This is a genomic window from Roseovarius tibetensis (assembly GCF_050896375.1).
GTDB lineage: Bacteria > Pseudomonadota > Alphaproteobacteria > Rhodobacterales > Rhodobacteraceae > Roseovarius > Roseovarius tibetensis.
This window is the reverse complement of record NZ_JBPBBB010000025.1, coordinates 1-12,440: the sequence shown is the minus strand read 5'-3', so window position 1 is coordinate 12,440 and position 12,440 is coordinate 1. Positions and strand designations below refer to the sequence as shown.

The following is a 12,440-nucleotide window of genomic DNA, read 5'->3' as shown; positions in this document are numbered from 1 at the left end:
ACGGACTAAAGTCGGATTTATTCCATGCCTTTCAAATTAGAATCCTATTAGAGCCGCGGTCCGGGGGTGCATTGGCAAACAAGCGCCGCTATTTTCAGCGGGATACGGCCTACACCCGGCATCCGCGTTGATAGAGAGGCACGGCACATGCTCATCCGAACGAAGCTTCTGGCCAGCCACCTGATCAAGCTGGTCAGCGTGATGCTCGTCTGCTTCGGGATCATCGCCGCGCTGATCTTCTCCAATCAGGACCGCCAGCAGATCAAGAACTCGTACGAGGAATTGCGCAACATCAACCTCGCGGCGATCCATGCGAACCGGATGTCCGAGCAGATCGCAGAGCTGTTCATTCTTGGAGGCCAGGAGCCCGACCTCGTGGAGGCGCGCGACGCTCTGCTGGCCCGGCTGGACCGTCAAGCCAACCTTATCCGCGAACACGAGAGGCTTCCCGACGATCAGGCCACCCTACCGGACGAATTCCGGCAGATAGATGAAATGAAACGAATCGTTACCGAGATCGATCAGTCCCGCAAGGTGCTGGGGGCACATCTCGCGGCGGGTCGCACGGAGGAAGCGACCCGTGTCTACAGCGACGAATTCGAGAACAGGCTGGATCACCAGTTGGGAGAGTTGCTCGATCAGGCAATGGAGCGTCAGCGCATGGGTGTCGAAAGCGCGCTGGTCAGTTCCGAACGCCTGACCCACCGCTCGATCATCATGGCGGTCAGCCTCGTCGTGATCGTCGCGGCGCTCGGGATCACGAATGTCATCATCTTCGAACGAACGATCATGTCGCCTATCGCGACTCTCGTCACCGGTGCTAATACCGTCGGCCGCGGCGATCTGGAGCACATGGTATCCGTTCGCGCCGACGACGAGCTGGGGCATCTTGCGGCGCGTTTCAACGCAATGACCCGTGAATTGAAGGCGCAGCGCGACGCGCTTCTGGACGCCAAGGCAAACCTCTCGGACAAGGTCGAGGCGCGCACAGGCGAGTTGCGCGACAGGACCCAAGAACTGGAAGAGAAAAACGACAGGCTGCGACAGGTCGATGCCAGCCGCGCCAACTTTTTTGCCGATATCAGTCATGAACTGCGCACGCCGCTCACGATCCTGCGCGGCCAGGCCGAAGTCACGCTTCGTGACGAGGACGCGGATCCGGCCGAGCTACGCGACGCGTTGGAAGCTTGCGTGCGCAACGCCGAACATATGGGCCGACTGGTCGATGATCTTCTGTTTCTCGCGCGCTCGGAGGCAGGGTCGATCATGGTGGCGCGGGATGAAATCGTGCTTCAGGATGTCGTTGACAGTGTCGTGCTTGACAGCAAGGGGCTGAGCCGCCGGGCTGATATCACCATCAAGCCAAGCCGGCCATCCGGGCCGTTGATCGTGATCGGCGACAGTGACAGGTTGCACCAGGCGGTGCTTATCGTGCTGGACAACGCGGTGAAGTTCGCGCCGAGGGGAAGCCAAGTCGACGTCGACCTCGAAGCGCAGGCGGATCGGGCCGTGATCCGCGTGCGCGATGCCGGGCCCGGCATGACCAGGGAGGAACTCGGCTGCGCCTTCACCCGATTCTATCGCGGCCAGGCGTCGCGGCCACGCTCTGGACGGGGTCTGGGGCTTGGGCTGTCGATCGCGAAATGGATCATCGATCAGCACGAGGGCGACATTTTCATTGAAAGCGAGCCGGAAGGCGGGGCGCGGGTCGAGATATCGATCCCGCTCGCCAGGGTTGCAGCATGACGGTCTCGGATGGTCCACCTGACCGGATACTGATCGTCGAGGACGATCCCGGCATTGCCGCCTTCCTTGCGAAAGGACTTCGCAAGGAAGGCTTCGACGTGGACATCGATGCGACGGGAGAGGCGCTCGTCGATCGCGTGCGCGCCGGTCGGTTCCGGCTTGTTGTGCTCGACCGGATGCTGCCGGATGTCGACGGGGCCGATTTGTGCCGCCAGCTGCGCGACGCGGGCGACGACACCATGGTGCTGATGCTCACGGCGAAGGATGCGCTTGTCGACAAGCTGGACGGTCTGAATGCCGGTGCCGACGACTACCTGACCAAGCCCTTTGCCTTCGACGAGTTCCTTGCCCGGCTTCAGGCGCTGTTGCGCCGCGCCCCGCAACCTGACGCAAACACCGTGCTGCGCATCACGGATCTCATGATCGATGTCACCCGCAAGCGGGCGGAACGCGGCGGGCGTGATCTGCAACTCACCGCGACCGAATTCCGGTTGCTACAGTATCTCGCCGAAAATGCCGGAAATGTTCTGAGCCGTGCGGACCTTCTCAAGGCGGTTTGGGACTACGAATTCGATCCCCAGACCAACGTGGTCGAGGTCTACATCACCTATCTGCGCCGAAAGCTCGACCTTGGCGCCGACGTCAAGCTGATCAGAAATCACCGTGGATTCGGGTATTATCTCGGTGTTGATTGACCGCGACCGATCAAGAGCACAGGGCGGAGCCGTGCCTGCCTTGTTATCCGTCCGACGCCTTGCGCACCCGCAATTTCGTCAGCCGCGTGTGCTCGCGCTCAAGGATATCGATCCTGTGGCCGTGGACCGTGAAGGTTTCGTCCCGGTCGGGGATGCGACGGGCGAAATCGATGACAAGACCGGCCATCGTGACCGCGCCGTCCTCCGGCAGGTCCCAGCCCAGGGCCCGGTTCACCCCGCGGATGCTGATGCTGCCGGGGACAACGACCGATCCGTCGGTCTCGGCCTGCAACGCCGCGTCACCGGGATCGTCATGTTCATCCGCGATCTCGCCGACAATCTCTTCGAGGATGTCCTCCAGCGTGACGACACCTCGCATGGTCCCGTGTTCGTCGATGACGATCGCGAGATGCGTGTTGGTCTTGGAAAAGGCCTGTAGTTGATCGTCGAGGCCCGTCACATCCGGAATGAAATGGGGGGTCATCGCGAGCGCAGCGATGTCGAGCGCGTCCAGCGCCGTCGCGCCGCCATCCCGGATCGCGGCATGCATCGCCAGCGATAGGTCCTTGATGTGCAGCACGCCGATGATGTTCTCTGGCGTCCCGCGCCAGAGCGGCATGCGCGTGAACCCGGAGGCAAGGGTCTCGGACATGATCTCGGACGGTTCGCGGTCGATGTCGAGCATCTCGACGTCCCTGCGATGCGTCATCACCTCGTCCACGCTGCGTTGTGCAAGGTCGAGCGCCCCGAGCAGGCGGTCCCTGTCGGCCGTCTCGACCGCGCCCTCGAAATGATGCAGGGCGATTGCCCCGGCGATTTCCTCATGCGCGGCGAACGGATGGGCATCCGCCGCGCGCACCCCGAGGACGCGCAGCATGCCCCGCACCAGCATCTGGACAACCGTGACCACCGGCGCCCCGATCATCACGACGAGAGCCATGAACCGTGATACCCGGCGCGCCACGGTCTCGGCATTCGTGATCGCGTAGGTCTTCGGCAGCACTTCCGAGAAGATGAGAACGAGCGCGGTCATGAGCACCGTCGCGACCGCGACACCACCGTCGCCGAGAACGACTGTGAAGAACATCGTCGCCAGCGATGCCGCCAGTATGTTGACGAGGTTGTTGCCAAGCAGGATGGCGCCGATCAGCCGCTCCTTGTCCTCGGTCAGGCGAAGCGCTCGCTGCGCACCGGGATCGCCGCTCTCCGCGCGTTTGTGCAGCTTGCCGCGGTTCGCGGTCGTGAGTGCCGTCTCCGACCCGGAAAACAGCGCCGAGCAGATCAGCAGAAGCAGGATCGCAATTGCCGTGCCGACCAGAAACGGAAAGGAGGAAGAAGCGTTGGCGGCATCCATATGGGTGACTCCTGAATGAATGGGGGGACCGTCGAAGCGTGTAGCATGTGCCAGGCGACATGTTTATCGGCGATAGTAGGTCTGTTGAATAATCCGGACTATTGATGCTCGATCCGCGCATGATCTGTTCGCCCCTTGTGGCATGTCACGATATTGATTCGATCAGACCTTGCAGGGAATGAGGTGACCGATTCCCGGTGCACCCCATGCCAGTCCGTCCACCGGCCGTAGACGCGGGTTCCCCGATTGCATGTTACCATGTGACGCAGTCACTTAGGGCCGGTATCGACTGAAAATCACTGCGGCAGTGCCGCGTTATCAGCAATCATCGAAGAAACGTGTCGGCCATCAACCGTACGGCGGTGGCCCGGTCCAGATACCCCGACACGGGAAGCTGGCGCGCATCCTGATACCTCCGGATGGCGCGACGGGTGTCCTCATCGAAGGTGCCATCCACGGGACCGGGGTTGTGGCCCAGATCGGCGAGCCGGCCTTCAGCCAACCGGCGCGCGACCGGGTTCAGGCCAAGCGCCGCCTCTTCGGATCGGGCGCGCTGTTGCACGGCGTTTTCTTCGGAGTTGCGGTCCAAATCGTCGAGGCGCGCCCGGGCGTCTTCAGTAAAAGCACCGTTTGGATGGTCTTCCAGATAGGCACGATACGCTTGTTCGGTGCCTGCTTCGCGCGCGGCTTGCCAGCTACGGCGGTCCTGATCCTCGGCCTCCGCGCGCCGTTGCTCCTCAATGGCGTCCAGCCGCTCTTGCGCCTCCTCGGCATAAAGCCCGTCCGGAAACCGATTGAGATAAGCGCGGTAGCCCGGCTCATCTCCCTGCTCGCCGGTTTCCGACCAGAAGGTGCGATCCTGCCGTTCCTGCTTCTCCCGACGCTGGCGGTCTTCCTTTTCCAACTCTTCCGCCCGGCGTTCGGCCTGCGCATCCAGCCGTGCGATCTGATCCGCGTTCAGGTAGCCCGACGCTGTGAAGCCGTTTTCATCTTGCCAAGCGGTCACGGCCGAACGGGTGCCCTGACCAAAAATACCGTCCACGCCACGCGTGTCGTAGCCCAGCAGGGACAGATCCTGCTGGATCTCGCGCCGTGCATCGCGCGGCAGGTCCAGATCGGCCTCGGCCTGTTTCTCCTGGTAGAAGGGCTCGGATCGGATTCTGGACAGGCGCTGCCGCGCCTCGGCGGCATGCTGGCCTTCGGGGAAGGCGGCAAGATAGGTCTCGTAACCAGCCTTGGTGTCTTCGGACACCGCCGCTTGCCAGGCAACAGCGTCAGCGGCAGCGCGATCTTCAGTTTCCGTATCGGGCTCTATTGGGGACGACGCCACGTCGGCACCAATGAACAAAGGCAGTTGACGAGGAACAAAACCATGAAGGCTCAACCCCGCCTGACGGGCCAGGGGCAAGACGTCGTCGCCCGTCATCTCGGACAGCTGATCCGTGAATCGTGCCACGTCACCTGCCGTACCGACCGCCGCGGTCACGCCTTGCGGAAGGTTCTGCACCGGCAAGGCGACGGAAAGGCCATCGGCCAAATCGCCCTCGACGTCCAACTGACCCAACACGAGCAGGGCGCGGCCCGGGTATTCGGCTGCCACGGCGTAGACCGCGTCCAGCGGAAAGCCGTCTGTCAGGACATGACCGAGGGACAGTGATCCAGTCATGTCAGCCGGCAACAGATAGCCGCCTGCAACGGTCGACACGAACCGCCCGGTCAGAACGACCCCGACAGTATGGGTCGCCGCGTCCAGACCCTCTGCAAACTCCCGGAAAGCGATGCGCATCTCCGAGGCATCTGCGCTCTTGGTCAGGCGGACATCGGCGCCGCGTCTCTCGAACGCGCTCCGAACAGTCTCGAAGTCACCGTCGCCGACCAACCTTTGAAGGAAGCTCGGATCGCTGTTTCCGATGATCAGCAGATCGATGTTCTCGGCGTGAACGGGCGCCGCGACTGCGATCGCGGCAGACAAGGAAAAAGCCAGTCGTTTCATGGGTGCATCCTCCTGAATTCGACGCCGACATACCCCGAAAAGGCGACGGTTCATCGAAAAAATCTCTCTATTCAGCGCTCGGGTCAATGCCGTTGGACCAATCGCCCGGCGTTGCCCTTGTCTGAGCACGCCTCGGTTTCAAAACACGGCCAAAATCATGTGCGGCTGGGGCGTCCGGTACTTTTCTAAGTCCGGCACGCACCCGTGCCCTGCAACATTCGTTTTGTTTGAATCATTCTTTTGGCCATGTAAGTGCTAGCGGTCCTTTTGATAGCCGGATCGATGCGGTGACCGTTCGATACAATGTCTGTCGTGAGTCACACATCACATTATTGATCTCAATAGCGTTACAGTTGGCCAACGTCCGATCCCGGTCGCGTTCGCTCTGCCATCTACAACCTTCCCGCCATGCGCAATGCGTTCTCCTCGACAGCTTGCGCGGTCTGCGCAACATATCCGCCGCTTGCTTTCGACAGAGCCGTCACCTCGGCCGTGATCTTTACCCTGTGTGCCACCAACGCATCGACGAGCTGCTGCACTCGGTTCTTCACATCGGTGGGCCGATAGCCGATCTCGCGCGCGATGACCTCCCAGTGTCTTCCTGCGATCATGTCGGGCGTGCGCTTCTTTCCAGCGATATTCTGGGCATAGGCCTGAACCACATGCGGCCACGAGAGTACGGTCGAGACGTCATAAAGCGGTGCGAGGCTCGGGCCGCCTCCCACAGGCAGGAGCAGGGAATAGTTCTTTGCATGCGCGTCGGTATTCGCAACGAGGATATTGAAGATCACCTGATCGAGGAGTGCCAGGGCGTCGGTTGCACTTACGTGGCGATCGGTTTCGAGGAGAGTTTTCAGGTCAAGACCGCGCAGCGTGCCCCGCTCGTATTTCCGCCCCGGCGGCAGGCCATTGGCCTGGGCAAAATCTTCCTGATGCACGCGCAGCAGCTGACCACTTCGCCCCAGCCTGCGGTCATAGCGCAGAACGCCGATCGCCGCGCGCTTCGTGGATTGCAGGATTGTCACCTGAGCAGCATCAATACCGATGGCTTGCGCCATCCGCAGACACCAGACCTCATTCTCGGTGATGCCGGACAGATTGGGGTTGTCTGGCTTAACAATCAGCGTGGATGGCGCCCCGTTCAGGGGGATGGCCAGCATATCATCCGCCTGCGGCAGGCGCAGTACTGGCGCGCCGTCCGGGTCCAGAACGGCCAGCGCCGACTTCTTCTGGCCCCCCGCGAGAGATTGCCGAACCCCCTCTTCGCCAACCAGAAACGGCCTGCGCCCGAGATCCTCAAAATGGCGCTCCAACGCCTCCTGCGGATCGTCGGTACCGTAGAACGTCGTCAGCGGCGTGTAGGACCAGCGGCTGCGATCGCCGGATTCCCCGAAAGACAAGGCACCCGCGGTGTCCCCGCCAATTTCCCGGAGCACCGCCAATGCATCAGCCTGACCCAGACCGAGCGAGCGGGCCAGGACTGTCAACTGCTCCTCTTCCGGCAGAAGGTTCGCCAGCCATGGCGAGATGGCTTCAGAGGGATAGGGCGCTGGACGGAGCGGCATGGTCACCGAGAGCGGAAATGCGCCCGCCGTTTGAAGCCAGCGGTCAGCGTAGCACAGAGAGAGCGCCCCGTCAGGTGCCACCTCGATCTGCCCCACCTCGAGCGCGTCGAACCAGACCGGAACCGCCGCGTTCATTGGTAATCCCCGAGATCATAGCCCTGTCCTGTCGAGGGATTGCCCTCGATAGCATTTGCACCACGATCATCCAGCAGAACAGCGAGCGGGACCCGAAGAGCCCGGGCAATCCTTGCAATCGTTGTGACCCGTGCATCGCGCTTGGCTGTCTCGATGAGGGACAGCGCGGGTGCGCTGATGCCGGTCAGGCGCGCCAACTGGTCAAGGCTCAAACCCTGTTCGCCACGCGCCTCACGGATGCGGCGCCCGAGGTCGCTGAGCAACTTGTCTTGTTCAGGGTTGTACTCGGGCATGTGCGACACCTTACCGATTTCGATAAAGGTAGAGCGTTCACGGACAAAACTCAAGCATTCTTATCGTTATAGGTAAGATGCGAGCAAAAGCTGCTACAAATGTCGGTTCTTACCGATTTCCGTAAGACAGAACCAACGGCGCGTTAAGACCCGATGCGATCATGACCGCGAATGCACGCGAATGCACGCCAGTGCGGGCGAATGCCGTTTTTCTGGTCCGGTGTTGATGTGGCGTTGATGTAAACGTGCAAAATGGCTGTGGTATCAAAATACCATCAGCCATGCGTTTGTTTTATTTGGAAAATTTGGTTGCGGGAGTAGGATTTGAACCTACGACCTTCAGGTTATGAGCCTATTCTTTAACAATTCCAATTAGTTATTGAATTCAGCTACTTAGCCGATAAGCCTTTGATTTCGCGGATTTTCGAACCTGACATTGACCAACATTCGCCTTTTTACACCGCCAACAACCCTCGCAAAATGAAATACGCTCGTTGACATGGCGTTGACATGAACGCCTGGCAGCTCGCCCAGAGACAATCACTTTATCTTCGCCCAGCGGACCATTTTTCTCCCGACCGGCGCGCCCCGCTCATGCACTGATGGGGCCTCTCGGCGTAGGGAGAACTCGGAAAACCCATCAACACCACGGCCTCGGCCAACAGAGACAAAACCGCGAATTTTAGGTTGTATCCGTGCGGGAAAAAGGCGTGATCAATTCGCTCCGCAGCACTTTTTGTACTTGCGGCCAGACCCGCAGGGGCACGGGTCGTTGCGTCCGATTTTGCGAGACGAAGCCGATGGAGCGACCATACTGGCGCTGGCCGTCGACGGGAATGGCTCCGCCGGCCGCTGTGCGCTTGTCCAGGATTGGATATTGAACACTATGTTCGCGACGAGATTTGGCACGTCGACCGTGATCGCCGCTGTCTGCTCGTCGGTCAATTCACTGGTCCCGTCGGCCAGAGCAGCGAGTTCGAGTATCATGCCGACCGACATTTTCACGTCCTGTGACGGGTTACCGTCCGCCGCCTCGGCAATGTCTGCCCAGGCATCAGGGCGCAGGCGCATGGCGCGCTCAAAGCCACTCACCCAAGTTTCCCAGTAAGGCTCATCGTTCCGTTCGTCGTGGTCATAGACCGGGGAGAACTGCTCATCCGGAGGTGACAAGAGGCTGACCACGTCGTTGTAGTGCTCCATCATCAATTGGAGCGCGTGTTGCAGCTCCTTGGCACTCTGAAACTCAGGCGTGCTGCCATCACCGCCCCAGACAATCGGCAACCATTCGCTCGGCAAAATCATCTCCGGGCCGATGACCAGGGCTGTGCAGAAGCCATCGAACTCCGCCAGCAACATGCCGTCGTCTTCGTCGGTCATCTCCGCAAGTAGCCGGTCGAGTTTGGCGAGGCGTTGGTCTGGGGTCATGCGCTACTGATACTGCCGCTTGCGCTTGGCGGCCACCAGGTCGGCCAAGACGTCCACGACACCGCCTTCGACGGGGTGGTGCCCGTCGCATAGCTTTCTCTGGCTGTCCATGTGACGGCACTCACGGATGAGGCTCGCGACACCAAAGAAATCATGGTGCAGCACTATACCATGAGAGCGGCGCATGTTCTGTGCGAGGTCTTCTCTGAAAAGGCGGACATGGTCGAGGAATACGTCAAGCGTCATGTCGTAAGTCAGTACCTTCATTGCAGCGTGAGGTCAAAGCGCAAAGCCAAGGCTTCAGCACTCAGAATATCTTGCGCGAGGATTTCCTGATAGAACCTATCAGATTACGGCTCCCAGCCCTTACATGAAATTCGTGCCTGACGCAGCATGGAATGGGGCTTCCACATGAAGGGCTGTCTACTGCCTTTTGTTGCACCGTCCACGAGGGTCGGCAATGCGTAGGAAGGGGAGTTTTGCAAAGTGCCGTGCCCGAGAAACCCGTCAATCTCCCACAGATCGAGAAGGGACCCGATTTGCGCCATCCAAGTTACGCAGGTGTGACGCAAACAGTACGGCGCGACCTCATCCAGCAGCCCCGCCCTTTTCACCGCAGCGCGGTACGCTCTGCTGATATCGCCGATCCGTCGGCTCTGGCACTCGATCATGAACGGGGTCCGCGCGATCTCCCTCGCCGCCCGCGCTTCATCAAGGGCCTCTTGCGAGATCGGGACATGCGTGTGCCTTTTCCCGCCCGGCAATCCAGCGCAGCGCAGGTCAACGAACCCCTTCTCGAGGTCCACCGCGGACCAAGGCAGCCGTAGAATGGCCCCGGACCGGCCGACAGAGCGCAAGCACGAGGTGCTCGAAGGACCGGAGGTGAGGCGCTTCGCAAGGGTCGACGAGCATCCCGGCCTGTTCTTTCGTAAGCCACACGGCGCGGCTCGGACTCGGCCGGTATACTCGGCTTCTACGATACCCTGAGTATAACGCTCCAAGGCGGTTCAAATACATCACCATCAGAACCGCCAGGCGCCTTGATGCCGCTGAGATCATCAAGATCTTCCCGCCTGCCCACGGACGGAGCAGGCGGGAAAATTATCTATCTCATTGCTGGGGAGCGGCTGCCCCGGATGTTCCGTTCGTGATACTTTCAGGCGCGGACTGTTCTGTTGCACTGCCGTTGCCGCCTTCGTCCTCAGAAGCCGATCCGAGCATGCCAAGCGCGACTATTCCCCCCAGAAGCACCACGACGATCAGCAGGGGTAACAGGCCCGTGCTGGACGGCGGGCCGCTCTCATAGCCGGGCGGGCCTTGTCGGTCAAAGTCGCGTCCAGCGCGACGGTGTATGTCGTCATTCGGGAAATGCATGATATCCTCCTTTCCGATGCTGTAATGGTAATTGCGGGGCGCGGACGTGGCACGATCTCACGTCCGGACGCAGGAATCTGGGCAGATTCATGCTATTTTCTGCGGATGCAATTGGCAGGAAGCTGCCGGCGGCGGCGATAGTTTTTCGAATTGGCAAAATATTGCTGGTCGAGCGTCATTAAAGACCAGGTGCGTCGTCAAGCGCTCCAGCAGGCCGACATCCGAATTGAGAAGTATCGCTCTGTACAGATGACGGCCTTTCCATCAAGCGGCAACCCACTTGTGGAATGTCGGTCGAACGCTTTTCGTCGACCGGGAAGGCGGATAATGGCGAGCGTGTCCTGTCTGGGGAAGGGCAAGAACGTTTTATGGAAAACCCAACTCGGACACCCGCCGCCACGAACGCGGCGGCCACACAGCGGGCCACCGCACAAAGCAGTGAACTGGCGCTTGTGGGCACCCTGCATGCCCCGTCCGTGGGGCGGCCCTTTGACGCAAATTCGCCGGGTCGGCTCCGCGCGGCCGGGTTCGCCGAGCGGTGGCGACAGGTGGGCCGAGACCGCACTCGCGATCCCGGCCGCACGCGGTCTTACATCTCGTCCTGCATGGACTGGACGCGCTTTATGATCCGCTGATTCAGCGCCTGGTCCTGGTTCGCCGCCTGTGCGATCTCCGTGTAGCGGTCGAAAGTGATACCGTCAGTGTCCTCGATCACCTGTGTGATCTCGTCGTTGGCCTCCTCGACAATCGCCGCCTGCTGCTCTTCGGTTTCGGCGCTCTGCAGCCTCGACGTGTATTTCTGCCGCACCTCGGCCACGTCGAGCAGCGCGGTCGTGAAGATGTCCAGTTCCTCAGATGAATATTGCGTCTCACTCTGCGCCGCTGCGGACTGGGCCATGAGCGCAACCATGGGTGCCGATGCAAGCGCAAGGGCGATGGCCGTCGTCGTGGCCTTGAATGTCGTGTTGATCAGCATGAAACCTCCGTTACTTTTCGGTTTTCGGAGAACGCCCGTATCGCCGCCTCCTGACGGTAATCTGGACCCACCGAAGAGCGCGCGCAATCAGATGCGCGGCATCCTGCCGAGGGGCGGCTCAGCTGCGCGCCGCGTCGACCAGCGCGATGGCGCGCTCGGCATATAGGCTTGCGTCGACCGCGGTGAAATGATCACCCCTCTAGCGCGGCGAAAGACAGACACACGAAGGGCCACCCGCACGTGCTTCTGCTTTTCGAACCTGCGGCCGGGTTCACTTTAACGAAAGAGATCCAGAACACACGGCCTTCAGGCAGAACGCTTAGCGTAGCCCGGTTGAACCGCTGCCGGCTATACTTTCGGGCGCTTCGGTATCAATAGAGGGCCGGGATTCCGCCGGTTGTATGCTGAGGCTGCTATAGATGACGAGCCCGACCGAGATGACCACTATAATCAACAAGGCCGTTAAACCTTCTCAGGTCGACCCCAAAAACTGCTTGATCAAGATCACTTCATCCACAAAAAAGTTGCCTCTCACCCGAGGATGGCATTGTCCCCTTTTTGAAGGCCGATGCCTCAGATCAGCAAGGATTTGCTCATGGCGTTGCGATGCGGCTGCAGCGTTCACAGGTCAATCTTGTGCGGGGCAATAATACGCGCTCGTTACACCCTCCGCGCCCCTTGACGCTGGGACCGCGTCGCAAGTGAAAGGAGGACAGCATGACCAGCAGGATAATGACCACGGTCGCGACTGCCGCTCTTGTTGCCGCGCCGGCGCTGGCGCAGGACGTTATCGTGTCGGAGCAAGGTCAGGACGAGCTTCGGGGTGAGTGGATCATGGGCAGTGCCGTGCAATCCACCCAAGGCGAGAATATCGGTTCGATCGA

General features: G+C 60.6%; 11 protein-coding genes. 2 read left to right on the top strand and 9 right to left on the bottom strand.

The features are described 5' to 3' along the window. Positions 1-147 precede the first annotated feature (147 nt). Both ACROSR_RS14585 and ACROSR_RS14580 read left to right on the top strand, forming a co-directional pair. Positions 148-1,746, top strand: coding sequence for a sensor histidine kinase (locus tag ACROSR_RS14585; protein WP_432686295.1), 1,599 nt, complete (start codon positions 148-150; stop codon positions 1,744-1,746). Beyond that, positions 1,743-2,441 carry a response regulator transcription factor gene (locus ACROSR_RS14580; protein WP_432686294.1) on the top strand — a complete coding sequence of 233 codons (699 nt, stop codon included), beginning with the start codon at positions 1,743-1,745 and terminating at the stop codon, positions 2,439-2,441. The genes ACROSR_RS14585 and ACROSR_RS14580 overlap by 4 nt, the downstream gene beginning before the upstream one ends. Before the next feature lie 43 nt (positions 2,442-2,484). Here ACROSR_RS14580 and ACROSR_RS14575 read toward each other — a convergent pair whose 3' ends face one another. The 9 genes from ACROSR_RS14575 to ACROSR_RS14535 all read right to left on the bottom strand — a co-directional run bounded on the left by ACROSR_RS14575 (position 2,485) and on the right by ACROSR_RS14535 (position 11,556). Next, positions 2,485-3,795, bottom strand: a complete 1,311-nt coding sequence (locus ACROSR_RS14575; RefSeq protein WP_432686293.1) for an HlyC/CorC family transporter — start codon at positions 3,793-3,795, stop codon at positions 2,485-2,487. A gap of 325 nt (positions 3,796-4,120) precedes the next feature. Continuing rightward, a complete protein-coding gene (locus ACROSR_RS14570; RefSeq protein ID WP_432686292.1) occupies positions 4,121-5,788 on the bottom strand; it encodes a peptidoglycan-binding domain-containing protein in 1,668 nt (555 codons plus the stop codon). Between the two features lie 392 nt (positions 5,789-6,180). Further along, the gene (locus tag ACROSR_RS14565) at positions 6,181-7,488 is read right to left on the bottom strand and encodes a HipA domain-containing protein (RefSeq protein ID WP_432686291.1); all 1,308 of its coding nucleotides are present in this window, start codon (positions 7,486-7,488) and stop codon (positions 6,181-6,183) included. After that, complete coding sequence (locus ACROSR_RS14560; RefSeq protein ID WP_432686290.1) at positions 7,485-7,835, bottom strand: helix-turn-helix domain-containing protein; 351 nt, start codon at positions 7,833-7,835, stop codon at positions 7,485-7,487. Before ACROSR_RS14560 ends, ACROSR_RS14565 begins: the two co-directional genes overlap by 4 nt. Positions 7,836-8,495: 660 nt before the next feature. After that, positions 8,496-9,206 carry a UPF0149 family protein gene (locus ACROSR_RS14555; protein WP_432686289.1) on the bottom strand — a complete coding sequence of 237 codons (711 nt, stop codon included), beginning with the start codon at positions 9,204-9,206 and terminating at the stop codon, positions 8,496-8,498. Between the two features lie 3 nt (positions 9,207-9,209). Next, the gene (locus ACROSR_RS14550; protein WP_432686288.1) at positions 9,210-9,473 is read right to left on the bottom strand and encodes a WGR domain-containing protein; all 264 of its coding nucleotides are present in this window, start codon (positions 9,471-9,473) and stop codon (positions 9,210-9,212) included. An 83-nt stretch (positions 9,474-9,556) separates the two neighbouring features. Continuing rightward, a complete protein-coding gene (locus ACROSR_RS14545) occupies positions 9,557-10,063 on the bottom strand; it encodes a tyrosine-type recombinase/integrase (RefSeq protein ID WP_432686287.1) in 507 nt (168 codons plus the stop codon). A 253-nt stretch (positions 10,064-10,316) separates the two neighbouring features. Further along, positions 10,317-10,580 (bottom strand): hypothetical protein, encoded by a 264-nt coding sequence (locus ACROSR_RS14540; RefSeq protein ID WP_432686286.1) that lies wholly within the window; start codon positions 10,578-10,580, stop codon positions 10,317-10,319. 589 nt (positions 10,581-11,169) lie between these two features. Then, positions 11,170-11,556: a DUF4168 domain-containing protein gene (locus tag ACROSR_RS14535; RefSeq protein ID WP_372923108.1), complete on the bottom strand. Its 387-nt coding sequence runs from the start codon at positions 11,554-11,556 to the stop codon at positions 11,170-11,172. Between the last annotated feature and the right edge of the window lie 884 nt (positions 11,557-12,440).